At 38.6% G+C, this 24,729-nt stretch carries 24 protein-coding genes and 1 pseudogene; 17 read left to right on the forward strand and 8 right to left on the reverse strand.

Going from position 1 to position 24,729, the window contains the following annotated elements; genetic code table 11:
* Positions 1-56: 56 nt before the first annotated feature.
* Positions 57-2,696 (reverse strand): phosphoenolpyruvate carboxylase, encoded by a 2,640-nt coding sequence (gene ppc / locus A1D26_RS07560; RefSeq protein ID WP_157403444.1) that lies wholly within the window; start codon positions 2,694-2,696, stop codon positions 57-59.
* A 230-nt stretch (positions 2,697-2,926) separates the two neighbouring features.
* Positions 2,927-3,877: a 50S ribosomal protein L3 N(5)-glutamine methyltransferase gene (gene prmB / locus A1D26_RS07565; RefSeq protein ID WP_157403445.1), complete on the reverse strand. Its 951-nt coding sequence runs from the start codon at positions 3,875-3,877 to the stop codon at positions 2,927-2,929.
* 89 nt (positions 3,878-3,966) lie between these two features.
* Here prmB and smrB point away from each other — a divergent pair, with 89 nt between their 5' ends.
* From smrB to murQ, 5 genes are all read left to right on the forward strand, one after another.
* Complete coding sequence (gene smrB, locus A1D26_RS07570; protein WP_218958693.1) at positions 3,967-4,494, forward strand: endonuclease SmrB; 528 nt, start codon at positions 3,967-3,969, stop codon at positions 4,492-4,494.
* 109 nt (positions 4,495-4,603) lie between these two features.
* Positions 4,604-5,467 (forward strand): EamA family transporter, encoded by an 864-nt coding sequence (locus A1D26_RS07575; RefSeq protein WP_157403446.1) that lies wholly within the window; start codon positions 4,604-4,606, stop codon positions 5,465-5,467.
* A 31-nt stretch (positions 5,468-5,498) separates the two neighbouring features.
* Positions 5,499-7,727, forward strand: a complete 2,229-nt coding sequence (locus A1D26_RS07580; RefSeq protein WP_157403447.1) for an ATP-binding protein — start codon at positions 5,499-5,501, stop codon at positions 7,725-7,727.
* Between the two features lie 25 nt (positions 7,728-7,752).
* Positions 7,753-8,880, forward strand: coding sequence for an anhydro-N-acetylmuramic acid kinase (locus A1D26_RS07585; RefSeq protein ID WP_157403448.1), 1,128 nt, complete (start codon positions 7,753-7,755; stop codon positions 8,878-8,880).
* 24 nt (positions 8,881-8,904) lie between these two features.
* Positions 8,905-9,822, forward strand: a complete 918-nt coding sequence (gene murQ / locus A1D26_RS07590; RefSeq protein WP_157403449.1) for an N-acetylmuramic acid 6-phosphate etherase — start codon at positions 8,905-8,907, stop codon at positions 9,820-9,822.
* Positions 9,823-9,855: 33 nt separating this feature from the next.
* On the opposite strand, the gene metC is transcribed toward murQ, so the two are convergent.
* The 3 genes from metC to A1D26_RS07605 form a co-directional block, all read right to left on the reverse strand.
* On the reverse strand, positions 9,856-11,046 hold the full coding sequence (metC, locus tag A1D26_RS07595; RefSeq protein WP_157403450.1) for a cystathionine beta-lyase: 1,191 nt from the start codon (positions 11,044-11,046) through the stop codon (positions 9,856-9,858).
* Positions 11,047-11,102: 56 nt separating this feature from the next.
* Positions 11,103-11,663: a methylated-DNA--[protein]-cysteine S-methyltransferase gene (locus tag A1D26_RS07600; RefSeq protein ID WP_157403451.1), complete on the reverse strand. Its 561-nt coding sequence runs from the start codon at positions 11,661-11,663 to the stop codon at positions 11,103-11,105.
* Between the two features lie 66 nt (positions 11,664-11,729).
* Positions 11,730-13,220 (reverse strand): outer membrane protein transport protein, encoded by a 1,491-nt coding sequence (locus tag A1D26_RS07605; protein WP_157403452.1) that lies wholly within the window; start codon positions 13,218-13,220, stop codon positions 11,730-11,732.
* A gap of 252 nt (positions 13,221-13,472) precedes the next feature.
* On the opposite strand from A1D26_RS07605, the gene A1D26_RS07610 reads away from it, so the two are divergent.
* From A1D26_RS07610 to iscX, 10 genes are all read left to right on the forward strand, one after another.
* On the forward strand, positions 13,473-13,757 hold the full coding sequence (locus A1D26_RS07610; protein ID WP_157403453.1) for a YfcZ/YiiS family protein: 285 nt from the start codon (positions 13,473-13,475) through the stop codon (positions 13,755-13,757).
* Positions 13,758-13,902: 145 nt separating this feature from the next.
* A complete protein-coding gene (locus A1D26_RS07615; protein ID WP_157403454.1) occupies positions 13,903-14,352 on the forward strand; it encodes an Rrf2 family transcriptional regulator in 450 nt (149 codons plus the stop codon).
* A gap of 35 nt (positions 14,353-14,387) precedes the next feature.
* Positions 14,388-15,608 (forward strand): IscS subfamily cysteine desulfurase, encoded by a 1,221-nt coding sequence (locus A1D26_RS07620; protein ID WP_157403455.1) that lies wholly within the window; start codon positions 14,388-14,390, stop codon positions 15,606-15,608.
* Positions 15,609-15,666: 58 nt separating this feature from the next.
* Positions 15,667-16,047: a Fe-S cluster assembly scaffold IscU gene (gene iscU, locus A1D26_RS07625; protein WP_157403456.1), complete on the forward strand. Its 381-nt coding sequence runs from the start codon at positions 15,667-15,669 to the stop codon at positions 16,045-16,047.
* Between the two features lie 159 nt (positions 16,048-16,206).
* The gene (gene iscA / locus A1D26_RS07630) at positions 16,207-16,530 is read left to right on the forward strand and encodes an iron-sulfur cluster assembly protein IscA (protein WP_157394566.1); all 324 of its coding nucleotides are present in this window, start codon (positions 16,207-16,209) and stop codon (positions 16,528-16,530) included.
* A 9-nt stretch (positions 16,531-16,539) separates the two neighbouring features.
* Positions 16,540-17,061, forward strand: a complete 522-nt coding sequence (gene hscB / locus A1D26_RS07635; protein ID WP_157403457.1) for a Fe-S protein assembly co-chaperone HscB — start codon at positions 16,540-16,542, stop codon at positions 17,059-17,061.
* Positions 17,062-17,096: 35 nt separating this feature from the next.
* The gene (locus tag A1D26_RS07640) at positions 17,097-17,729 is read left to right on the forward strand and encodes a DUF2625 family protein (protein ID WP_157403458.1); all 633 of its coding nucleotides are present in this window, start codon (positions 17,097-17,099) and stop codon (positions 17,727-17,729) included.
* A gap of 81 nt (positions 17,730-17,810) precedes the next feature.
* Entirely contained in the window at positions 17,811-19,667 is a 1,857-nt protein-coding gene (gene hscA / locus A1D26_RS07645) for a Fe-S protein assembly chaperone HscA (protein ID WP_157403459.1), read from the forward strand.
* A gap of 9 nt (positions 19,668-19,676) precedes the next feature.
* Positions 19,677-20,018, forward strand: coding sequence for an ISC system 2Fe-2S type ferredoxin (gene fdx, locus A1D26_RS07650; protein WP_157403460.1), 342 nt, complete (start codon positions 19,677-19,679; stop codon positions 20,016-20,018).
* A complete protein-coding gene (gene iscX, locus A1D26_RS07655) occupies positions 20,018-20,212 on the forward strand; it encodes a Fe-S cluster assembly protein IscX (protein ID WP_006248391.1) in 195 nt (64 codons plus the stop codon). Before fdx ends, iscX begins: the two co-directional genes overlap by 1 nt.
* A 63-nt stretch (positions 20,213-20,275) precedes the next feature.
* Here iscX and A1D26_RS07660 read toward each other — a convergent pair whose 3' ends face one another.
* Positions 20,276-21,826, reverse strand: coding sequence for a phosphoethanolamine transferase (locus A1D26_RS07660; protein WP_198303146.1), 1,551 nt, complete (start codon positions 21,824-21,826; stop codon positions 20,276-20,278).
* A 143-nt stretch (positions 21,827-21,969) separates the two neighbouring features.
* Between A1D26_RS07660 and pyrH the strand changes: the two genes are divergently transcribed.
* Complete coding sequence (gene pyrH / locus A1D26_RS07665; RefSeq protein ID WP_157403461.1) at positions 21,970-22,683, forward strand: UMP kinase; 714 nt, start codon at positions 21,970-21,972, stop codon at positions 22,681-22,683.
* Between the two features lie 62 nt (positions 22,684-22,745).
* Here pyrH and dcd read toward each other — a convergent pair whose 3' ends face one another.
* Positions 22,746-23,330 carry a dCTP deaminase gene (dcd, locus tag A1D26_RS07670; protein WP_157403462.1) on the reverse strand — a complete coding sequence of 195 codons (585 nt, stop codon included), beginning with the start codon at positions 23,328-23,330 and terminating at the stop codon, positions 22,746-22,748.
* A 9-nt stretch (positions 23,331-23,339) separates the two neighbouring features.
* The gene (gene udk / locus A1D26_RS07675; protein WP_157403463.1) at positions 23,340-23,993 is read right to left on the reverse strand and encodes a uridine kinase; all 654 of its coding nucleotides are present in this window, start codon (positions 23,991-23,993) and stop codon (positions 23,340-23,342) included.
* Between the two features lie 176 nt (positions 23,994-24,169).
* On the opposite strand from udk, the pseudogene A1D26_RS07680 reads away from it, so the two are divergent.
* Positions 24,170-24,729 (forward strand): annotated as a pseudogene (locus A1D26_RS07680) (vitamin B12 dependent-methionine synthase activation domain-containing protein); the annotation flags it as partial.

Here is a 24,729-nt window from a genome sequence, read left to right on the forward strand (position 1 = left end):
ACATTGACTACATCATACCATAATACCGAAATTTAACCCATTTTGTCTTTATGACTTTATCCTGTATTACGCATACCTGCTGCAATACCAGTGATGGTGATCATTAAAGCTTGCTCAAGTGCAGGTGTTGGGTTATCGCCTTGACTGCGTAAACGATGTAGCAATTCCACTTGCAGTAAGTTAAGTGGGTCAGTATATACATTGCGTAGAGCGATAGATTCTGCAACCCAAGGAAGATCTGCCATTAGCTGTCCTTCGTGTGCAAGGGACAGGACAGTTTTAATATCTGCTTGTAGTTGGCTACGCAGTGATTGCCCTAGATGATGTAGTTTCTCAGGTACTAAACGTTGATCGTAATGTTCTGCTAGCCATAAATCCGTTTTACTAAATACCATCTCAAGCATACCGATACGAGTTGAGAAAAACGGCCATTGCTCACACATCTCTTTTAATAAAGAGTCATTACCTTGTTCAATCAGCTGACGCAGTGCTGCACCAGCACCTAACCAAGCAGGGAGCATTAAGCGGTTTTGCATCCACGCAAAAATCCAAGGAATAGCACGCAAACTTTCCACACCACCATTTGGATTACGTTTTGCAGGGCGAGAACCCAACGGTAATTTTGAAAGCTCTAATTCAGGTGTTGCAGCACGGAAATAAGGGACGAAATCAGGCTCGCCACGCACAATATTACGATAGATTTCACACGAGATTGCAGAGCCTTGATCCATTACATTTCGCCACGTTTGTTGTGGTTCTGGCGGTGGGAAGATATTAGCTTCTAAAATCGCACTAGCATAAAGATCCAAACTTTCTACGGCAACAGCAGGTAAGCCTAATTTGAAACGGATCATTTCGCCTTGCTCGGTTACACGCAAACCATTTTTAAGTGATCTTGGTGGTTGTGAAAGGAGTGCTGCGTGTGCTGGTGCACCACCACGCCCGATTGTACCGCCACGTCCGTGGAATAAAGTCAGTTCAATATTGAATTTTTCACAGAGATTGACTAGGGATTCTTGTGCACGATATTGTGCCCAAGATGCCGCTAACATACCTGCATCTTTAGCGGAATCGGAATAGCCGATCATTACCATTTGCTTATTGTTGATTACACCACGATACCAACCGATATTAAATAGGCTAGTCATTACTTTTTCACAACGATCTAAATCATCTAATGTTTCAAAAAGCGGTGCGACAGGAATGGTTGTTTTACAACCTGCTTCTTTCAATAATAGATGTACCGCTAACACATCTGAGGCTTCACGAGCCATTGAGATAACATAGGCTGAAATCACTCCTTCTGGTTGTTCTGCGACAACTTTACAAGTCGACAAAATTTCTTGTGTTTCAGGGCTTGGTGTCCAGTTAGTTGGAATAAGTGGGCGGCGAGAGCTTAATTCACGCACTAAGAATGCTTGTTTGTCATCTTCTGTCCATTGTGAATAGTCACCTAAACCGATATAACGGGTAATTTCAGCAATTGCCATTGCGTGACGAGTACTTTCTTGACGAATATCTAAGCGAGATAAGCCTAAACCAAAGCAACGTATGCGGCGTAAGCAATCAAGCAAACCACCATTTGCAATAATTCGCATTCCACATTGATGTAGCGATTGATAGCAGTCGTAAAGCGGTTCCCATAATTGTTCATCTTGCGTTAGGATTTCCGAAGGATCAACCGTAAGTGTTTTTCCTTCCAATAATTCACCGTAGTAAGTGACGGTTTTAGTTAATTTAGCACGTAATGCTTTCATTAAAACACGATATGGCTCTAAATGGTCACCATATTTGGCACGAAACTCCTCGGTACAGTTAATTACTGAGAGTTCATCGGCTAAAGATTTAACATCTTCTAAAAAGAGTTCTGCCGCTTTCCAACGATTCATTCTTAACACTTGACGGGTTGTTTCTGCAGTAACAAATGGGTTTCCATCTCGGTCGCCGCCCATCCAAGAAGAAAAGCGTACAGGAGCTAAACCAACTGGGTGTTGTACCCCAAAGTTTTTTTCTAAGTGAAGGTTAATTTGGCGACAGAAATCAGGCACTGCTTTCCACAGACTATTTTCTATGACTGCCATTCCCCATTTTGCTTCATCAACAGGGGTTGGTCGTTGAGTACGAATTTCATTGGTATGCCACGCAAGAGCAATCAGTTGCATTAAACGGCGTTTGAGCTTAGTTGTTTCTTTTTCCGTTAAATCATCGTGTTCTAAGCGGTTTAAACAGCGGTTAATTTCAACGTGCTTATTGACAAGTGAACGGCGGGTTACTTCTGTCGGGTGAGCGGTTAACACTAAATCAATTAACAGTTTTTCTACGGTTTCGATCACTTTTGCTGCGGGTACGTTTTGTGCTTTTAAACGCTCAAATAATGCACCTAATGAACGTTCACCTAAAGAAGCATCTTGGCCATGGCGAGAAATGGTTTGATATTGTTCAGCAATATTGGTTAGATTTAAAAATTGGCTAAAGGCTCGAGCCACAGGAATGACATTGTCTGTGGAGATGTTGGCAAGAATATTAAGTAACTCTTCTCTGGCTTTTTCATCGCCACCACGAGAAGCACGAGAAAGTTGTCTAATATTTTCAATAAGTTCTAAAATTTCGTTGCCTTGAGCATCGCGAATGGTTTCGCCCAAGAAATCCCCTAACATATGAATATTATTACGCATTGATTCATAAAGTTGGCTCATAAAAATTGTTCTCCTTTAGGTAAATTTTGTAGTGATAGATATACCTAAAAAGTGAGAAGATAGCAATATGGATTTACTTTTTTTAATTAAATAAATAAGAAAAACTTATTATTTCTCAAAGTTACAACGATATTTAGAGAAGTGCTAAAAAACAGCCCTGATTGCTATGTCGAAACTATCAGGGCTATGGTGATATCAAATTATGTAGATTTAATCAATAGAGTACAAGTTTACTCGAATAAATGTTTATAAGAAACCAGTTGATCTCTGGTTAAACTAAACACACCTAGCCCACCATTTTTAAATTCTAACCAGTTAAATGGCACACTTGGGAATTGTTCAATTAAATGTACCATACTATTGCCTACTTCACAGACCAGAACGCCATCGTGAGAAAGGTAATCTGCAGCTTGAGCAAGGATTCGGCGAGTAATATCTAAACCATCTGTACCAGAACCTAATGCCATTTCAGGCTCGTGATGAAATTCTTCAGGCATATCGGCAAGATCTTCTTCATCAACATAAGGCGGATTTGTCACAATTAAATCATAATGATTGCGTGGTAATTGAGTAAAGAGATCGGATTGTAATGGGAACACTTTATGAGCAACTTGATGACGTTCAATGTTAATTTCTGCTACGTTTAAAGCATCGACAGAGAGATCGACCGCATCAATTTCCGCATTAGGGAAACGTTCTGCACAAGCAATAGCAATGCAACCACTTCCTGTACATAAATCTAAAATACGTTGTGGTTGGGTGCGTAAAATGCCAGTTAGCCCTTGTTGGATCAATTCAGCAATCGGCGAACGAGGAATAATTACACGCTCATCAACATAAAATTCTAACCCAGAGAACCAGGCAGAATTGGTTAAATAGGCAACAGGTTTACGTAAGCCTAAGCGAGCTTTTACCATTTCAACAATACGATTTTTTTCTACATAGGTTAAGCGAGAGGCGTATAACGTTTCTGGTACATCAATCGGTAGAGCTAATGCACTCAGGACTAATTGATTTGCTTCGTCCCACGCATTATCGTGTCCATGCCCGTAATAGAGATCGGATGCATTAAAATAACTGTACGCCCAACGCATCATATCTACAATAGTTTCGAGGTCATTTTCTACGGGGGAAGAGTCGATCTCGGCTAATAAATCAAGGTTATAATGTGGTTCAAACATAAAATTTACCTATTTATCTAAAATTTGCGGTGTTATACCATATTTCCGTTTATGTTAGAATGGCGAGAGCAATTTTAAGAGGAAGAATAATGCAAGAAGATGATTTATCTCTGTTTAGAGATGCGATAAAAGGAACAAAGAAAATAAAACAAGATACTTTTGTACCAACTGTTCAACCACGTAAAAAAGTAAGTGAAATCAGGGAATTAAAAGAAAAAGCGGATACATTATTTTATTTTTCAGATGAATATGAACCACTTTTAACGGAAGAGAATGAAAAAGTACGTTATCGTCGTGAAGATATTGACCCGTATATTTTGAAACAACTTCGTCGTGGGGATTTTTCACCCGAGCTTTTTTTAGATTTACACGGACTAACTCGGGAACAAGCGAAAAAAGAGTTAGCCAGTTTAATTTTAGCGTGTGAGAAAGAACGTGTTTACTGTGCAAGTATTATGACAGGCTATGGCACAAGAGCTTTAAAATATCAAATCCCACGTTGGTTAGTACAGCATCCTAAAGTAATTGCGTTACATCAAGCACCAAGAGAGTGGGGGGGCGATGCTGCCATTCTGATTTTGATTGAGCAAACAGATCGTGATTTAATAATGCGATAGGTTAATCGCATTAACAAGCGGTAAGATTTACCCAAAAGTTTGCAACTATTCTTCATTAAGAAGTGAGCATACTAAGTTTATCAATTCTATCTTTAAAAAAGGAAACAAAATGTTAGAACTCTCTTTAGCTGTTTTATGTAGTGTGTTTGTCGGTGTGTTAATTAAAATAGCACGCAGTAAAGGTGTGGTTATTGCCCAAAGTATCGCAATGAACTATGTCGTTGCTACTGCACTTTGTTATTTTTTACTTAAACCTGATTTCAAAGGGCAGAGCATTGTTGAAATTGTACAAACTAATCCATCAGCCTACCTCTTTTTTGCATTGGGTATTTTATTACCAACGGTTTTTTTAATCCAAGCTAAATCCCTAGAGTTTGCTGGAATTATCCGTACAGATGCGGCACAACGACTTTCTCTCTTTTTACCTATTTTGGCTGCGTTTACCTTATTTGGTGAAGCGGTAACGAGTAACAAACTTATTGCCTTATTGTTGGCATTTTCTGCGTTAGGCTGTTTATTATGGAAAAGCCACGAAGGGATGAATAAAGGCGGTAAAACAGCGATAGTCAGTCTTGCGTTAGTGTGGATTGGTTTTGGTGTCATTGATATTCTGTTTAAACAGATGGCAAAATCGGGCTCGGCTTTCCCATTGACCCTGCTCATTTCTTTTATTGGTGCAGGTTGCGTAATGTTTATCTATTTATTACTTAAACGCACACAATGGAATATCCCAAGTGTATTGACGGGCTTATTATTAGGCGTATTAAACTTTGGTAACATTTTATTTTATATTAAAGCCCACCAAGCAATGAAAGATGATCCAACTCTTGTCTTCACTGGAATGAACTTAGGGGTAATTTGTTTAGGTACATTGATTGGTGCTTTCTTCTTTAAAGAAAAAATCAATAAAATTAACTATTTAGGCGTATTAGTCGCAGTAATTGCCATTGTTTGTTTATTTTACTGGCGTTAAAAAGCTTTGATTGAGCGATAAAGGATACAAGATGAAAAATCTGAAACAGTATGCACAAGACTATGTAAACTGGGTTTTACGTTTAGGAAAAATCAAGGCTGCATTACTTGGACTAGTCGTATTGGCGGTTTTTGCAATAGTGGTTCAGATTTTGTTAAGTTTGATTTTCACAGGCGATATTCAAGCAAATGATATTTTTCGTTCCATTGCTTTTGGCTTAATTTCTGCCCCTTTTGTACTCTATTTTTACAATTTAATTGTAGAAAAACTGGAACGCTCTCGAATGCGTTTAGAGCAGTCATTAAAAGATCTTTCATTACTACGAGAACAAGACGCTCGTTTAAATGTGGAATTAGAACAGAAAGCGGAATTTTTACGTTCTTTCTTTGATGCCTCGCCAGATTTAGTTTTTTATCGTGATGAACAGGGGCATTTTTTAGGCAGCAATAAAGCAATGGAATTACTGACGGGTAAAACAGAAAAAGAGCTGATCAATTTAATGCCAGCTGATGTGTATTCGGATGAAACGGCTAAGTTGATCATGTCCACAGATAAAGAAACCCTTGATACAAATATGGGGGTAACTTATGAACAGTGGATCAGGTACCCGAATAATAAATTAGCCTGTTTTGAAATTCGTAAAGTACCTTATTATGACCGAGTACAAGATCGCCACTGTATTATGGGATTTGGTCGAGACATTACCGAACGCAAGCGTTATCAAGAAGTTATCGAAAAAAATAGCCGAGATAAAACGACATTGATGGCGACGATTAGCCACGAGCTACGCACCCCACTGAATGGAATTATTGGGTTAAGTCGTATTTTATTAGAAGGGGAATTGTCGGATCAACAGCGAGAGTATTTAAAAACGATCAACGTTAGTGCGGTATCATTGGGGCATATCTTTAGTGATATTATCGATCTAGAAAAAATTGATAGTCGCCGTATTGAGCTATTTCGTAGCGAAATCGAGTTTTCACAGCTTATCAGTAACATTAGCCACTTTGCTAATTTGATGGCTGAGCAGAAAAAAATTAAATTCCACATTGAGTATGATCACGATTTACCCCCTTTCATTTATGTAGATAATGCCCGTCTTAGCCAAATTTTATGGAATTTGGTTAGCAATGCAGTGAAATTTACCCCCGCAGGTGGCGATATTTATCTAAAAGTTGTTCGCTATGATCAGGATCATTTTGGCTTTATCTTACGAGATACAGGGATCGGCATTAAAAAGAACGAGCAACGAAAAATTTTTGCAATGTTCTACCAAGTTGAGAGTGAAGATGGCAAAAAAGCGATTGGTAGCGGTATCGGGTTGGCGATTTCAAAACGCATTGCGAAGTTAATGGGGGGCGATTTAACGGTTGAAAGTAAACCAAATGAAGGGGCAACTTTTACCTTAACCATTCAAGCAAATGAAGTTTCAGCGAAACAGGAAATGTCTATAAACAAACACGCTTTACAAGTGTTGTTAGTTGAAGATATTGAAGTCAATATTGTCGTCGCAAAAGCGATGTTGAATAAATTTGGTTGTGATGTCGATGTCGCAATGACAGGGGCTGAAGCCTTTGAACTATTTGATAAAAATAGTTATGACTTACTCTTACTAGATATTCAATTGCCTGATATGACAGGGTTTGAAATTGCACAAAAATTACGTGAACGTTACGAAAATGGCGATGTAGATTATTTACCACTATTGGTGGCTTTAACCGCCAATATTATGCAGACTAAAACAGAATACCAGCAACAAGGAATGGACGATATTCTGCGTAAACCGCTTTCATTAGAAGCCTTAGCCGATTGTCTGAACCGTCATTTCGATGAAGGATTTTTGGAAAATTCGAGTGAAAACCGCCCGCTTGTAGCAACTCAGAGTACAGATAATCAAGCCTTTGATTGTCGTATTTTGGGCGAATTAGTCGAAGTAATGGGTAAAAAAGCGGTATTGGCTAATTTTGAGCTTTTTGCAAAATTGATGCCCGATTATCTTCATCATCTAAACCAGTATTTACAGCAATGGCAACAAACGAACGATGAAAAGCAACGCAAAGCCGCTGCGGATGAAGCTCATAAAATTAAAGGTGCATTAGCATCGGTTGGTTTGATTAAACTGCAAAAAGTAGCACAGCTTGCTCAAACCGATAATGGTGAAGAATGGCAACGGCACATTGCTGAATGGGTAATGCAACTGCAACAAAATTGGCAAGCTGATTTAGCGGAAGCGGTGGAATGGGTCGAAAATATTGCATAACGAATACACAAGCGAAGGAACAATAATGGCAACAGCATATTATATTGGCGTAATGTCAGGTACTAGTTTAGATGGGGTCGATTTGGCGTTAATGGATTTTGCTCAAACTCCACCAAAATTGATCGCATCAGATTTTACATCAATGCCTGAGCCACTTCGTTTTGCTATTGGAGAAATAGTAAAGAAAGGTGAAGTTACCTTACAACAACTTGGTGAAGTTGATCATCAACTGGGGTTGCTTTATGCAGATTGTATCAACCACTTTTTAACCAAACAGGGATTAAAAGCATCTCAAATTGAAGCAATTGGTTGCCACGGGCAAACTATCTGGCATTCGCCACAATCTCCTTTTCCTTTTACTACTCAAATTGGCGATATGTCCTTAGTTGCAGTAAAAACAGGTATTACAACGGTGGGGGATTTTCGCCGTAAAGATATGGCTTATGGTGGGCAAGGTGCACCTTTAGTACCTGCCTTTCATCAAGCATTTTTTGCAGATGAACAGCGGATTACTGCGGTACTAAATATAGGTGGAATTAGTAATGTATCGCTATTAGTTCCCGATCAAGAAACTATTGGCTACGATATTGGAGCAGGTAATACGTTATTAGATCTTTGGATCGAAACCCGACAAGGTAAGCGGTTTGATCAAAATGGCGAATGGGCAAGAACAGGACAGATTGACCAACAGTTATTAGATATACTACTCGATGAACCCTTTTTTCAACAACCACCGCCCAAAAGCACAGGGCGTGAGCTGTTTAATCTTCAGTGGTTACAAAAAAAATTGGCACAATATCACGCAATATTGCCGAGTATTTCTGCAGAGAATGTACAGCGAACCTTACTTGAATTTACCGCTCAGACGATTGCAGATGCCTTGCAAAAAATCAATAATCCACAACATCTACCTTGCATATTGTTAATTTGTGGTGGTGGAGCAAGGAATGTTCTACTGATGGAGCGAATTACCGCATTACTGCCTCATTGGCAAGTAAGTACTACTACAGAATATGGTTTGGATATTGATTATGTGGAAGCCGCCGCTTTTGCGTGGTTGGCTTATCAACGCATTCACCATTTGCCTTCTAATCTGCCGAGTGTAACAGGTGCAACACAAGCGGTGAGTTTAGGGGCAATTTTTACCAATTAAAATTCCGAAAAAATGAGCAACATAATGGCAGAAAAAGATCTTCTTCAAACATTAACTCAATTAATTACCGAACAGCGTAATCCTAATTCAAGTCATATTGATCAACTCTCCGCATTAGAAATTGTACAGCTAATGAATAAGGAAGATCAGGCTGTTCCCTTAGCCATTAAAAAGGTTCTACCGCAAGTGGCGTTAGCGGTAGAGAAAATTGTTTCGGTATTTCAGCAAGGTGGGCGATTGGTTTATATCGGGGCGGGAACAAGCGGACGTTTAGGTGTGCTTGACGCTTCAGAATGCCCACCAACTTTTGGCGTATCGAGTGAAATGGTAAAAGGCATTATTGCAGGTGGTGAAAGAGCATTACGTTGTCCGATTGAAGGGGCTGAAGATAATGCTCAATCTGGTGCGGAAGATCTCAAACAAATCCAATTTTGTGATAAAGATATTCTGGTTGGTATTGCCGCAAGTGGTAGAACACCTTATGTTATCGGGGCATTACAGTATGCGAAGGCATTGGGTGCGACAACGGTTTCGGTGGCAAGTAACCCAAATTCTGCCATGGCACAGATTGCTGATATTGCAATTGATACCATTGTTGGCGAAGAAGTGCTAACAGGATCTAGCCGTTTAAAGTCAGGGACAGCACAAAAATTAGTGTTAAATATGCTGACGACTGCAAGTATGATTTTAATTGGGAAATGTTATCAAAACTTAATGGTTGATGTGCAAGCGAGTAATCAAAAATTAGTCGCTAGAGCAATTCGTATCGTGATGCAAGCGACTGACTGTACCAAAGAGCAAGCTGAAACAACATTAGAATTGGCTAGTAATAATGCTAAGTTAGCCATAATGATGATTTTAGCAAATGTAGATAAAGACACAGCAGAGCAGTTATTAGCACAACAAAAAGGACATTTACGTCAGGCTTTGAAAAGTGAGTAAAAACTCCCCCATTATAAAATGGGGGATAAGATACTATTTAATTCTTTCGAACCCTTTTTCCAAATCTGCAATAAGATCTTGTACATCTTCTAAACCGATATGAACACGAATAAGTGTACCTGTTAGTTTTCGTTCAATAGCTGGGCGGATTTTTGCAATCTCTTGCGGCTGGTTAGCGAGAATAAGTGATTCAAACCCACCCCACGAATAAGCCATTGTGAATAACTCAAAATGATTTAAAAATTGGGCGAGTTCTTCATCCGATAATTTTTTGCAAAGTTCAAACGAAAACAACCCGCTTGCACCTGCAAAATCCCGTTGGAAAAATTGATGACCTGGGCAGCTTGGCAAAGCAGGGTGATAGACAGCTTTAACTTCAGGGCGTTGTGCCAACCAGTTTGCGATCGCGATACTACTTTCTTGGTGCTGTTTTAAGCGAATACCAAGAGTGCGTAGCCCACGAGCAGTTGTATAGGCAGAGTCTGCATCAACCATTTGCCCCATCAAGTAGGAGTTCTCACGAAGTTGATCCCAACAACGGGCATTTGCAACTGCCGTGCCAATCATTACATCGGAATGCCCGACTAGGTATTTTGTACCTGCTTGAATGGAAATATCAATATCGTGTTCAAGAGCAGGGAAGAGTACACCCGCTGACCAAGTATTATCAATCATAATGACAATTTCAGGGTTAATTGCTCGAGCTGTTTTGACCAATGTTGGAATATCGGGAACTTCCATTGTGAGCGAACTTGGCGATTCTAGGAATAAAACCTTAGTATTGGGTTGAATAAGAGCGGCAATTTTTTCGCCAATAAGAGGATCGTAATAAGTCGTAGCAATCCCCATTTTCTTTAAAATAATATTACAAAAATCTTGGGTTGGCTCGTAGGCTGCTCCAGTCATTAGAATATGATCGCCTTGTTGTACAAAGGCTAGAATACTATTGCTTACTGCCGCTGCACCGCAAGGGTAAAGATAGCAACCTGCTCCACCTTCTAATTCACACATTGCATCTTGTAGGGCAAAGTGAGTTAATGTACCACGACGACCATAAAATAGTGCACCTTTATAGCGATGACGAGTCGCCTCTTTTTTCTCTGCCACTGAATTAAAAATAAGTGAAGAGGCTCGTTGAATAACACTATTTACAGAACCTTGAGTGTAACGTTGTTTACGTCCAACGTGGACAAATTTTGTTGCGAGTTTATGCGTGTGTGCCATTGTGTTTCCTTATAATCATTGTAAAGCGGTAAGATTCTAGCAAAGTTTTACCAATATTATTTTGCACTGTTCCAATTTTTATTTTTTGCTTTGACAAATTCAATCCCTTTATCTTGATAAGTAATGCCTTCAAGTTGTAACAAATAACGTTTAGTCGGTAAGCCACCACCAAATCCTGTTAAGGCTTGATTTTTACCGAGCACACGATGACAAGGAATTAAAATAGAAATTGGGTTACGCCCAACAGCCCCACCTACTGCTCGCATTGCATTGGGTTTGCCCAGTTGTTTGGCTAACTCGCCGTAGCTAGTGGTTTTTCCATAGGGAATTGCTGAAAGTAATTGCCAAACAGATTGTTGAAAAGGCGTACCGATAGGGGCAAGAAAATCTAACTGCGAAAATTCAATATGCTCGCCTGCAAAATAGCGGTCTAATATCTTGGCAGTTTTGCAAAAAATATGGCTAATCTTACCGCTTGTTTCAGTCACTTCTAGCCAGTTTTCAATGGAATAAGGGTGTTGTTCTTGTTCAAATTCAATACCAATAAGTCCTTGTTGCTGAGCAATGAGCAATAATTTGCCAACTGATGATGAATAGAATTGGTAATAGGTTTGCATTTATTATCCTAAAAGAAAGGCGTGTCACCATAGTGTACACGCCTTAGAGGATTATTCTAGAATATTTTAGAATTTATAATTCACATTTAAACCGTAAAGATTTGCTTTCGCTTTAACTTTGAAATCCGCACGTCCTTCTTCATTAAACTGATTTTTGCTACCACGAAGATGTGAATAGCCTAAATCAGCAGAAAGATTTGGGGTAAAGCGGTAAGTTGCACCGAATGAGTACCAAGTACGATCTGTATCAGGAATTGAAATTGATGGGTTAGTGACGCTAGCACTCTCGTCATAAGCCACACCAGTACGTAATGTTAATGCTTCATTCACATCATAAGAGAAACCTAATGCAATACGTGATGCATCGTTGAAGTTTTCTGTTTTGTGGAAAAGTTTATTACCATTTGCTCCATAAGCATCTAAACTCTTAAATGAACTCCAGTCAGTGCGTTTATAGCTATATTGCATTGCTAATTTTTCAGTGAGTTTATGGTAACCTGACACTTCCCAGAATGATGGTAATGTTAATGAAAGCGAGCCAGGAATAGTTGCTCCACCTGTTACTGTATCAACCATATTTGGAATTGGTAAAGCAACGGTATTTGAATATTTACCTTTGAAATTCAATTTAACTGGAGAATGGTATGCAATACCTAAGCGGTTATTCTCATTGATTTCATAAAGTAAGCCAACATTCCAACCAAAGCCCCATTTGTCGCCTTTAAGTTTATGGATTGTATCTTGTGCTTTTAGTGAGCTTACACCTGTAACCAAAGCATTTAATTGTGCGGAACTTGTAATCTGACGATTGATTCCTGCTTGAGCTAGACGAGCGTTTAAGCTTGATAGTACTTGATCTTTTCTCTGTGTAAGAGCAGCAACAACTTGATTATTTTGTGCTGCTTGGGCTTGAGCAATTCCTGCTTCTAACTGTTGTAACCCAGCGGTTGCAGTATCTAGTGTAGTTTTGTTAGCTGCTAATACGCTTTGTAAACGTAATGCCGCAGAACCTAAATAACGTTCCAATGTTGCTTTAGCGTGAACAGCGTTTATGCCAACACCAATACTAAAACCATAACCTAAATTATAGGCACCGCTTAAATTAACATTTACAGCGGAAAGATCGGTTCTGCCACCAAAGAAACCTGCACTATAATTTGAATTAAACTCTGATTTCAAACCGTAGTTTACATTTACGCCGCCACCTACAGAAAAACGTTCGTTAATTGGCGCAACGATATAAGCATTTGGAACGATTGCATTTGGAACAATATTTTTATGGGAAGCATCAATGCCTGAAGGTGTAAATTTACCTGATACGTCAATAGCTGAATCTACATAAATCCCACCAGCAGAAATTTCAATTTGTTTAAATTTAGTCATTAACGCTGGGTTGGTGGCGACAACAGAAGCATCATTCGCAACGGCTGCATTACCTGCGTATGCCATACCTAAACCTGAAGTAGAGACTTCTGCAAGTTGGAATGCAGCTGCAGAGGCACCTGCTGCTGAAAAAGTGAAAAGACTTGCTAATGCCGTTTTTGTAAATTTAGTCATTGGGTAATTCTCCATAAAATAAGCGGTTAGATTGTCAAATTATTTTGCTAACCGTTTGTAAAATAAAACGTTATGATTCTACGGAGCTAGATGTTATCAAGCAATGTAATTTAACCATTTTGTAAAGAGTTCCGACCAGTTGGATTGAACTTATGGGAATGAAAGATAGGTAATGTTTGCGATTGGATATTAACGAGAGTAAAATAACCCTAGTTATTCTACAATTATTTATCGACTGAAATGAGGTGGAAAATGGCTGAATGTAAAGCAAATGAAAGTCCAATGTGTTGTTGTGTTGATGTTGGCACTATTATTGATAACAGCGATTGTGCTGTTGATTTCTCACAAGTTTATGCAACCCAATCAGAAGCGGAAGATGCGTTAGCATATTTAACAAGCAAAGCGAGAGCCGCAGAGTCTGAACCTTGCCAAATCACGAGTGAAATTAAGCCAGCAGCAGATGGCTATGAGTTAGTTGCTCGTTTTGATTTTAGCTGTCAAGCGGAAACAATGATCTTCCAGTTATCAACAAGGTAACTATTATAAATAGCTTTCAGCAATGAAAGCTATTTTATCTATAAATAAAACCTTTCAATATTATCGGTCAAAAAACTTGACTAAATTAGTAGGATATATCAGAATTCGTCCTACTAAATGGTCATTCATAAATAAGGCTAAATGTATGAAATTGACATCAAGAGGTCGCTATGCGGTAACGGCGATTTTAGATATTGCTTTACATGGTAAATCATTGCCTGTAAGCCTTGCTGATATAGCTGAACGCCAAGCAATTTCGCTTTCTTATTTAGAACAGCTTTTTGCACAATTACGCCGCGAAGATATTGTTCATAGTGTCAGAGGTCCAGGTGGTGGCTATCAATTAGGTAAAACTGCAGATGAAATCAGTGTGGGAATGATTATCGAAGCAGTAAATGAAAGCGTTGATTTATCAAAATGTAAAGGCAGTGGTAATTGCAGTAATAATAGTCAATGCTTGACCCATTCATTATGGGAAAGATTAGAAGTTCAAATTGAACAATTTTTACATACGATTACATTAGCGGAGCTAGTGGAAGAGCATCGTGATCACGATTGTGAAAAAGCACATTGCCATGAACATCATCGTGATTAAACAGAATAAAGCATTTGCTTAACTTAGGAGTAACAATGAAATTACCAATTTATTTGGATTATGCAGCAACCACCCCGATGGATGAACGTGTTGCAAAAAAAATGATGGAATATATGACAAAAGACGGTATCTTCGGAAACCCTGCGTCTCGTTCACATAAATTTGGCTGGGAAGCGGAAGAAGCGGTTGATATTGCTCGTAACCAAATCGCAGATTTAATCGGTGCGGATGCTCGTGAAATCGTGTTCACATCAGGTGCAACAGAATCTGATAACCTTGCTATTAAAGGTGCTGCACATTTCTACCAAACAAAAGGTAAGCATATTATTACTATCAAAACTGAGCATAAAGCAGTGTTAGATACTTGCCGCCAATTAGAGCGTGAAGGTTTTGAAGTGACTTATTTAGAACCTGAAACAAACGGCTTAGTTGATGTGGCTAAATTAGAAGCAGCAATTCGCCCAGATACCATTTTAGTTTCTGTAATGCACGTTAATAACGAAATTGGTGTGATTCAACCAATTGCAGAAATTGGAAAAATCTGCCGTGCGAAGAAAATCATTTTCCACGTTGATGCAACCCAATCTGTGGGTAAAATTGAGGTTAATGTACAAGAGTTAAATGTTGATTTAATGTCTTTCTCTAGCCACAAATTATACGGACCAAAAGGTATCGGTGGCTTATATGTATGCCGTAAACCACGTGTGCGTTTAGAAGCAATCATTCATGGTGGTGGTCATGAGCGTGGTATGCGTTCAGGTACATTGCCAGTGCACCAAATTGTTGGTATGGGTGAAGCATATCGTATTGCCAAAGAAGAAATGGCAACAGAAATGCCACGCATTAAGGCATTACGTGATCGTTTATACAAAGGCTTTGAAGGTATGGAAGAAGTTTATGTAAACGGTACGATGGAAGAAGGTAAACGTATTGACAGTAACTTAAACATCAGCTTTAACTTCGTAGAAGGTGAGTCAATGATGATGTCATTAAAAGACATCGCAGTATCATCAGGTTCAGCTTGTACTTCAGCAAGTTTAGAACCTTCTTATGTACTCCGTGCGTTAGGCTTAAATGATGAATTAGCACATAGTTCTATTCGTTTCTCTGTTGGTCGTTGGACAACTGAAGAAGAGATCGACCATACGATCGAAATCGTGAAAAAAGCAGTAAACAAATTACGTGAACTTTCACCACTTTGGGAAATGTTCAAAGATGGCGTTGATTTAGATGCTATCGAGTGGAATCACCACTAATTTGCAAATTTAATTATATTGGGCGTGTTTACACGTCCTAAACCAAAAGGAATACAAAATGGCATACAGCGATAAAGTTATTGATCACTACGAAAACCCACGTAATGTTGGTACTTTTGATAAAGAAGCAACAGATATTGGTACAGGTATGGTAGGTGCACCAGCTTGTGGTGATATTCTACGTTTACAAATTAAAGTAAATGAGTCTGGGATTATTGAAGATGCACGCTTTAAAGCATATGGTTGTGGTTCAGCAATCGCATCGAGTTCATTGATCACTGAATGGGTGAAAGGTAAATCATTAGATGAAGCTGCGCAAATTAAAAACACGGATATTGCAGAAGAGCTTGAATTACCGCCTGTAAAAGTACACTGCTCAATTCTTGCAGAAGATGCAATTAAGGCAGCAATTGCAGATTATAAAGAGAAACAAGCATAAGTAATGCTTCAATAAGCGGTTGGTTCTTGCAAAAAATTTGCGAGAACTGGCCGCTTGCATTTTAAGTTTATAGTCAATTTTAAAGTTATTTCAGCGATAAGTTATATAGAGTAAAATGAGCTAGTTTTAAAATTGATTATATTCAAGCAAGGAGAAAAAATGAGTATTACCCTAACTGAAGCAGCAGCAAATCGAGTACGTACCTTTTTAGAAAATCGTGGAAAAGGCATTGGATTACGATTAGGTGTTAAGACATCTGGCTGTTCAGGATTGGCGTATGTACTTGAATTTGTTGATGTCTTAAACGAAGACGATCAAGTGTTTGAACAATATGGTGTAAAAGTTATTGTTGATGAAAAAAGCCTTGTTTACCTGAGTGGTACTGAATTGGATTATGTAAAAGAAGGTTTAAACGAAGGGTTTAAATATAACAATCCGAACGTCAAGAATGAATGTGGTTGTGGCGAAAGTTTTAATGTATAGGAGTTAAAAATGGCAAATCCATTTGAATTATTTAATTTACCTGTGCAATTTGAAATTGATTCCGCTCAGCTATCAGAACGTTATTTAGCCTTACAGAAGTCACTTCACCCTGACAATTTCTCAGCAAGTTCCAGTACAGAACAACGTTTAGCAATGCAAAAATCTGCTGAAGTGAATGATGCACTACATATTTTAAAAGATCCTATTTTACGAGCAGAAAGCATTATTCAAATTCACACCGGTGAAAATCGAGATATTGAACAAAAAAGTCAGCGAGATATGGCTTTTTTAATGCAACAACTAGAGTGGCGTGAAACTCTAGAGAATATTGAAAGTGCAAAAAATGAAACGAAACTCACCGCTTTCACTCAGGAAATTGAGCTAGAACAGAAAAAAATAATCGAACAATTAACTAATTTGTTAGCTCAACAACAATGGGAAAATGCACTAATAGTTAGCGATAAACTTCGTTTTATTAAGAAACTATTGGTTGAAATTGAGCGAGTGGAAGAAAATTTGTTTGATTTTTAATTTGTAAGCGGTTGGATTGATAGGAATTTTTACAAATGAAATCATTAGAAGAATTAGTCGATAAAAATCCTGCTTGGAATATTGTAAAAACGTGGTTTGATTCAGCGAATAATCATTATGAAGTGCTAGACCCAGATGTTGAAAACGCAGGTAAAGAACTAGTAGGCATGCAACTTTCAACGGCAACACCACTTGGCTCAATGATTTTTTATACAGGTGGATTACTTATTGACCACGGCTGGTTACGCATTCTAGGTTCGGGTAATGCAAAATTATCTCGCGGTTTTTTTGAATGGAATTTTGGTAAAACCTTTGAAAAATCGGGTGAAAGACCATTCCATTTATTGATTGCAGATGATGTTGTCGGCGGTTATTTTGCGATCAATGGTGGTGGGCTAGGCGATAAAGTTGGTTTAGTGCATTATTTCCACCCGAAAAAACAGAAATGGGAAAGTATCGGTTTAAACTATTCCCAATTTCTTGGCTGGGCTTTAACGGCAGATATTGCAAGTTTTTACCACGATTTACGCTGGGAAAATTGGCAAAAAGAGCTTGAAAAAATAACTGGTAATCAAGTCATTAACATTGAGACCAAACAAATTCAACCGATTGAACGCCACTATCAAGCAACTTTCGCCCCTGATGATATGGGCTATGCGGTGAATTAGGCATTTCAATATTCTCTCTAGCAAACACGAGAGAATAATTTATAGATTGTACATAGAGAAAGATAGATAAAAGAGATAAAAATGGCATTACTTCAAATTGCAGAACCAGGACAAATGGCAGCACCGCATCAGCATAAATTAGCGGTGGGAATTGATTTGGGAACGACTAACTCATTAGTTGCAAGTGTGCGTAGTGGTCAAGCACAAGTGTTGCTAGATCAAAAAGAGCGAGCGTTAGTTCCATCAGTCGTTTACTATGCCCCTGAAGATAAGTTAGTTGGAGTAGAGGCTTTTGAGAAAGCAACCAGTGAGCCACAAAATACGATTGTATCGGTAAAACGCCTAATTGGTCGTTCTTTAGCAGATGTTGAGCAGCGTTATCATAATTTACCTTATCAGTTTGTAGCGAGTGAAAATGGCTTACCGCTGATTCAAACACCACAAGGGAATAAAAGCCCTGTGGAAGTGTCGGCAGATATTTTAAGTCATTTAAATCAATTTGCAGAACAGCGCTTAGCGGGCGAATTGTCAGGTGTTGTCATCACCGTACCTGCTTATTTTGATGATGCTCAACGCCAAAGCACTAAAGATGCAGCACGTTTAGCAGGGCTAAATGTTTTACGTTTACTGAATGAACCAACTGCAGCAGCGATTGCTTATGGTTTAGATAGTGCGCAAGAAGGTGTTATTGCTGTTTATGATTTAGGTGGCGGTACATTTGATATTTCAATTTTACGTCTAAGTCGTGGTGTGTTTGAAGTGTTAGCCACAGGCGGAGATACTGCTCTTGGCGGCGATGATTTTGACCATTTATTAGCAAATTGGATTGCTGAAAAAGCAGGATTTAAACCTGAAAATGCCAGCCAACAACGTGAACTTTTAACCCTTGCAACTCAAGTGAAAGTGGCTCTTTCACAAGCGGAGAGTTTCTCTGTAAATTTTGCAAATTGGAGTGGAGAAATCAACCGCTTGCAATTTAATGAGCTCATCCAACCGCTTGTTAAACGTTCTTTGATGACGTGTCGTAGAGCTTTAAAAGATGCAGGAGTTGAAGCGAGTGAAGTGCGTGAAGTCGTAATGGTTGGTGGCTCAACGCGAGTGCCATTTGTACGAGAGCAAGTGGGCGAGTTTTTTGGACGCACGCCATTAACATCTATCGACCCTGATAAAGTGGTTGCATTAGGTGCAGCAATTCAAGCGGATATATTAGTGGGGAATAAACCTGATTCTGAAATGTTGCTACTTGATGTTGTGCCATTATCTTTAGGTATTGAAACAATGGGTGGTTTAGTGGAGAAAATTATTCCACGCAATACTACTATTCCTGTAGCAAAAGCCCAAGAATTTACCACATTTAAAGATGGGCAAACTGCAATGACGGTTCACGTTGTACAAGGTGAACGTGAGTTGGTTGATGATTGTCGCTCTTTAGGACGTTTTACCTTGCGTGGTATTCCGCCGATGGTGGCAGGTGCAGCACATATTCGAGTGACTTATCAAGTTGATGCCGATGGTTTATTAAGTGTAACCGCAATGGAAAAATCAACTAAAGTGCAAGCATCTATCCAGATTAAGCCTTCTTATGGATTAACTGATGATGAAGTGACAGAAATGATCCGCTCATCAATGGCAAATGCCAAAGAAGATATAGAAGCTCGCCAGCTTGCTGAAGTCCGAGTAGATGCTGATCGAGTAATCGATCAAGTTGTGGTTGCTTTACAAGAAGATGGTGCAGCATTGCTCTCTGTTGAAGAGTTTAAAGCAATTGAACAGGAACTAGCGAAACTGATTGCTGCCAAACAGCAAACAGATCGTCAAGCAATTCAACAAGGAATTAAAGATGTCGACCTTGCTACTCAAGAGTTTGCTGCAAGACGAATGAATTTATCTATTCAGAAAGCATTAGCAGGTAAAACTGTTGATGAAATTATTAAATAAGAGGATATTATGCCAAAAATTGTTTTTCTTCCTAATGAAGAATTTTGCCCAGAGGGTATGGTTGTTGAAGCTCAAGAGGGTGAAAACTTGTTAGAAGTTGCACATAACGCGGGAGTTGAAATTCATCACGCTTGTGATTGCTCTTGTGCTTGTACAACTTGCCACGTTGTGATTCGTGAAGGCTATGATTCATTAAATGACACAAGCGAGCAAGAAGAAGACATGTTAGACAAGGCTTGGGGCTTGGAAATGGATAGTCGTCTTTCTTGTCAATGTGTTGTTGGGAAAGAAGACCTTGTTGTTGAAATTCCAAAATATAACTTAAACCACGCGAATGAGGCTGCACACTAATGAAATGGACCGATACTCGAATGATTGCTGAAAATCTGTATGATATGAATCCAGATTTAGATCCAACCACCGTACGTTTTACTGATATGCATAAATGGATTTGTGAAATGGAAGATTTTGATGACGATCCAGAGGCATCAAATGAACACATTCTTGAAGCGATTTTAACCATTTGGTTAGAAGAGTACGAATAGAAGCAATTAATATGTGATTCTACCCCTAAATGCCAAAGCTATTTAGGGGTATTTTATATGCTCTTATTGAGTTGGAATGACGATAGCAGGATCAACATTCCCTTCAAATTTCTCAATCATTTTTTTTAAGCCATAATCACTTTTATCACTCACTGGGCTAAATAAATCAATGTCAGGATTTACCTTAGCATTAGTGATACCAATCCAGTTTGCTATGCCATCAGTAAAATTTAGGCCGGATTTAAAAGCCTTATAACTTTTACGTTCTGTATCATCACTTGAGATTTTAAAGAGTGGAATATCAAAATGAAGCTTGCTTTTACCACTACTATTATGAATATCAATACTTTTTTCTGTGATGTGATGTGCAAGCCCGTGATCAGCAAAATAGATCATAGAGAATGAACGTTTGTTTTTTTCAGCATTATCATTTAAAGTCTGATATAGTTTTTCTAATAAATGATCGGTCTTTTTAATCGTTGAAATATAGCAGTTTACATTGGCATATCGTTTATCAATCATTTCATCGCTGAATATTTTCGGATAATCCGTTAAGCGATCACAACTGATCGGGTGAGAACCATATAGATGTACCACAATAAAGCGTTTACCTTGATGTTCTTTTTCAAGAATAGCCTTAAATTTAGGTAGTAGAGCAAAATCACTGATATTCTGATTAAAGGAATCCCCTGATTTTAAGAAGATTTTCTCATCACTTTTATTTGCTAGCGATGATATTGGCGTATCAAAAGTACCAAGGTAACCTTGGTTGGAGAGCCAATAGGTTTTTATATTTGCAGATTTAATCAAATCGACTAAGCCCAATGAATAATTCCCTTCCCATTTTTCGCTATTGGGTTTGGTCAGCATCAGTTTGAGTGAGGCGATAGTATTCGTGCCACCTGCTGTTAGCCCATCAATTAAAGTTCCTTTCGCTTTACTCATAAAAGGGGTATTTTCAATCGGGTAGCCATAAGCGTGATGGTAATCTTTTCGAGCACTTTCACCAATCACTAAAATATAATCATCGTAGCGAGAATTGGCAGTTAGGCTTGATTTCCCCCATTCGCTGTCAACACTCAGTGAGTTTAAGCGTTTAAGCTCGCTATAAACTGTATGAATAGAATCAAAACTCTCACGAATAAAAAGTGCAGGTGGAGATGTTAAAAAAAGTAAGAATAGGCTTGTTGCGACAAAAGTTTTATTGCGATGAAAGTTAATTTGATATTTTCGGCTGATGAATCGCCCTAAGAATAAACTGGCAAAAATAGTTATACAAATAAGTAGGTTTTTCAGTGGAACTTGGGCAAAAAACTCTTTGCTTTCTTGTAAATCTGTGGCGAATACAGACGCAACATATTGATATGATGGCGAACCAAACGTTAATCCTATCGGGGTGTAAAAGCCGTATAAGATTACTAATGGAAGTAATATCAAATAGAACCGTTTTGTTGATGAATTTAAAAGTAGAATAAAAAAGCTAAGCAATAAGGTAGCGAAGAAATCAAATGTAGTAAAAAAGCCCGAACCGAGTAGCATTAAATAGCCGGTGAAGTAAGCTAATAGAAAAACAGTGACGATGCTGAATAGTTGGGAGAATTTTAACTTTGCCATTGTATTATTTTATATTATAAATCAGATGGCTGATTTTACCTAAAATGTTAGCGAAGTTCTATTTGCTTTGTCTATTTTATCTAATGTAACAATGTAATATAATGGCACGATTTTTTCCTACAACTGTTATAAAGAGGTCAAGAATGAGCAATCCAATCTATAAACGAATTTTACTAAAACTGAGTGGTGAAGCATTACAAGGTGATGAAGGATTTGGAATTGATCCATCTATTTTAGATAGAATGGCAATTGAGATTAAAGAATTATTAGAAATGGGCGTTGAAGTCGGTGTTGTTCTTGGTGGTGGTAATTTATTCCGTGGTGCAAAATTAGCGAAAGCGGGTATGAACCGAGTTGTAGGCGATCATATGGGAATGTTAGCGACCGTAATGAATGGTTTAGCAATGCGTGATGCTTTACATCGTGCAGATGTGAATGCGAAGTTAATGTCTGCATTCCAATTAAATGGTATCTGTGATACATATAACTGGTCTGAAGCCATCAAAATGTTACGCGAAAAACGCGTAGTTATTTTCTCTGCTGGAACAGGTAGTCCATTCTTTACAACAGATTCAGCCGCTTGTTTGCGTGGTATTGAAATTGAAGCTGATGTGGTATTAAAGGCGACTAAAGTTGATGGTGTTTATAATAAAGATCCTGCTAAAAATCCAGATGCCGTACTTTATAAAACATTAAGCTATGAGCAAGTGATCGATAAAGAATTACAAGTAATGGATTTAGCTGCTTTTACGCTTGCTCGTGATCACGGCATGCCAATTCGTGTCTTTAATATGGGTAAAGCGGGTGCTTTACGCCAAGTGGTTACAGGTACTGAAGAAGGAACAACGATTTCTTAATCTCAGTATAAAAGTAGATAGAAGTGAGTTTTCTTCTATCTACTATTTATCTTGATTCTTTGCTACTCATCTTGATTAATACGGCTCGAAATGGCACTTTGTTGATTTTTATATTTAGCATCTTTACGAGCGTTATAAGGGCGTTTAGCCTCACCACTTAATACTTCAAAACTTAACGCACCAATTGCCATATTAGGTCTTAGTGCCAAAGGCAGTTTACCCGCATTAAAAAATTCCAATACGATTTTACCTTCCCAACCTGGATCAATACGGTGAGCCGTAACGTGTACCATTAAACCCAAACGTGCTAAAGAAGAACGTCCATCTAGCCACCCAACAATATTTGCAGGTAGTTTAACGGACTCTAAAGTAGTGGCTAGGGCTAATTCCCCAGGGTGTAAGAAAAATGCTTCATTATCAGTAATAATGATTTCATCACTCATTACTCGCTCTAACTGTGCAGCCATTTCTTCCTTTGGACCACTAAGGTCGATATAGGGTGTCGAATGTTCACGAAATACACGAAATGAATTACCTAAACGGACATCAATAGTTGCCCCGCTAATTTTGTCATTTGATGGACGTGGGGTTAAACTGATAATCTCATCATCTAAATAACGTTCAATATCGCTATCGCAAAGACGCATAATCTACCTCTATTTTTGTTTTAATAATTGCTTAATTTGTGCTTTTAAAATGTTTATCGCAATACGATTTTTCCCGCCTTTAGGGATAATAATATCGGCATATTGCTTAGATGGTTCAACAAATTGTAAAAACATCGGGCGAACAGTCGTGCGGTATTGGCTGACTACTGACTCCATTGTACGTCCACGCTCTTGCATATCACGTTGTAAACGGCGAATAAAGCAAATATCAAGGGGAGCATCAACAAAGATAGAAACATCAATTTCGTTACGAATATGTTCATCAGTAAGCAGTAAGATTCCTTCTAAAATAATGATTCGCTTAGGAGAAAAGTGGGTTACAGTAGTTTTACGGTTGTGTTCGGTATAATCATATTCAGGTATTTCAACAGATTTCCCTTGTTTTAGGGCTTGTAGGTGAGAGACTAGTAAGTCGTGATCCATTGAATTAGGGTGGTCATAATTGGTTTTTACTCGTTCTTCCATTGCCAAATGGCTTTGATCTTTATAATAAGCATCTTCTGAAATAATACCAATATCATCTTGCCCTAATTCCTCTTTGAGTTCTTTATAAATAGTGGAAGCAATTAAACTCTTACCTGAAGCAGATGCACCAGCAATCGCAATCACAATACAAGATTTATTTTCAGTTAAAATCGACATAAAACACCTTAATGAATGAGAATTTTGCTCATTATACTCTATATTGCTAATATTACGTAATCCTAAGCAGATCCTTCACGCTTTATTTTGCAATCTATCAAAATTCCAACTGCACCTTAGCCATTGGCAAAAGTACTCAAACTACGTCATAATATAGCTAAGACAAAAACAGTTAAAGTCCGTATAATTTCCACTTAAGCAAGTTTATCGCCGACAGAGAAAGCGGACAACAAGACTGGTTCGGAATGTTCGTCGTTTGTGTAGGAATTGAAGAACAAGACTTAGTGGAAGGCTACAAAGCCGCAGGGGATGACTACAACGCCATCCTACTCCAAACTGTCGGCGACCGTTTAGCCGAAGCAATGGCGGAATATCTGCACTTTGAACTGCGTACAAAAGTGTGGGGCTACACCAACGAAAGTTTAGACAACGACCGCTTAATTCGTGAAGAATACATCGGCATCCGCCCAGCCCCCGGCTCCCCAAGCTGCCTAGAACACACTGAAAAACAGATCATCTGGGACTTACTTGAAGTAGAACAACGAATCGGAATGAAACTCACCGAAAGCTACGCAATGTGGCCAGCTGCTTCTGTGTGTGGTTGGTACTTCACCCACCCTGCAAGTAACTATTTCACCCTAGGACGCATTGATGAAGATCAAGCGGTGGATTATGCAAAACGTAAGGGTGGGATGAGAGAGAAATGGTGAAGTGGTTGAGTGTGGCGATGGGGTAG

This window comes from Ursidibacter maritimus (assembly GCF_009761395.1).
GTDB classification, from domain to species: Bacteria; Pseudomonadota; Gammaproteobacteria; order Enterobacterales; family Pasteurellaceae; genus Ursidibacter; species Ursidibacter maritimus.

Coding starts and splice junctions, on each gene's coding strand:
- ppc (WP_157403444.1), bottom strand. CDS start 2,696: ATGAGCCAACTTTATGAATCAATGCGTAATAATATTCATATGTTAGGG.
- prmB (WP_157403445.1), bottom strand. CDS start 3,877: ATGTTTGAACCACATTATAACCTTGATTTATTAGCCGAGATCGACTCT.
- smrB (WP_218958693.1), top strand. CDS start 3,967: ATGCAAGAAGATGATTTATCTCTGTTTAGAGATGCGATAAAAGGAACA.
- A1D26_RS07575 (WP_157403446.1), top strand. CDS start 4,604: ATGTTAGAACTCTCTTTAGCTGTTTTATGTAGTGTGTTTGTCGGTGTG.
- A1D26_RS07580 (WP_157403447.1), top strand. CDS start 5,499: ATGAAAAATCTGAAACAGTATGCACAAGACTATGTAAACTGGGTTTTA.
- A1D26_RS07585 (WP_157403448.1), top strand. CDS start 7,753: ATGGCAACAGCATATTATATTGGCGTAATGTCAGGTACTAGTTTAGAT.
- murQ (WP_157403449.1), top strand. CDS start 8,905: ATGGCAGAAAAAGATCTTCTTCAAACATTAACTCAATTAATTACCGAA.
- metC (WP_157403450.1), bottom strand. CDS start 11,046: ATGGCACACACGCATAAACTCGCAACAAAATTTGTCCACGTTGGACGT.
- A1D26_RS07600 (WP_157403451.1), bottom strand. CDS start 11,663: ATGCAAACCTATTACCAATTCTATTCATCATCAGTTGGCAAATTATTG.
- A1D26_RS07605 (WP_157403452.1), bottom strand. CDS start 13,220: ATGACTAAATTTACAAAAACGGCATTAGCAAGTCTTTTCACTTTTTCA.
- A1D26_RS07610 (WP_157403453.1), top strand. CDS start 13,473: ATGGCTGAATGTAAAGCAAATGAAAGTCCAATGTGTTGTTGTGTTGAT.
- A1D26_RS07615 (WP_157403454.1), top strand. CDS start 13,903: ATGAAATTGACATCAAGAGGTCGCTATGCGGTAACGGCGATTTTAGAT.
- A1D26_RS07620 (WP_157403455.1), top strand. CDS start 14,388: ATGAAATTACCAATTTATTTGGATTATGCAGCAACCACCCCGATGGAT.
- iscU (WP_157403456.1), top strand. CDS start 15,667: ATGGCATACAGCGATAAAGTTATTGATCACTACGAAAACCCACGTAAT.
- iscA (WP_157394566.1), top strand. CDS start 16,207: ATGAGTATTACCCTAACTGAAGCAGCAGCAAATCGAGTACGTACCTTT.
- hscB (WP_157403457.1), top strand. CDS start 16,540: ATGGCAAATCCATTTGAATTATTTAATTTACCTGTGCAATTTGAAATT.
- A1D26_RS07640 (WP_157403458.1), top strand. CDS start 17,097: ATGAAATCATTAGAAGAATTAGTCGATAAAAATCCTGCTTGGAATATT.
- hscA (WP_157403459.1), top strand. CDS start 17,811: ATGGCATTACTTCAAATTGCAGAACCAGGACAAATGGCAGCACCGCAT.
- fdx (WP_157403460.1), top strand. CDS start 19,677: ATGCCAAAAATTGTTTTTCTTCCTAATGAAGAATTTTGCCCAGAGGGT.
- iscX (WP_006248391.1), top strand. CDS start 20,018: ATGAAATGGACCGATACTCGAATGATTGCTGAAAATCTGTATGATATG.
- A1D26_RS07660 (WP_198303146.1), bottom strand. CDS start 21,826: ATGGCAAAGTTAAAATTCTCCCAACTATTCAGCATCGTCACTGTTTTT.
- pyrH (WP_157403461.1), top strand. CDS start 21,970: ATGAGCAATCCAATCTATAAACGAATTTTACTAAAACTGAGTGGTGAA.
- dcd (WP_157403462.1), bottom strand. CDS start 23,330: ATGCGTCTTTGCGATAGCGATATTGAACGTTATTTAGATGATGAGATT.
- udk (WP_157403463.1), bottom strand. CDS start 23,993: ATGTCGATTTTAACTGAAAATAAATCTTGTATTGTGATTGCGATTGCT.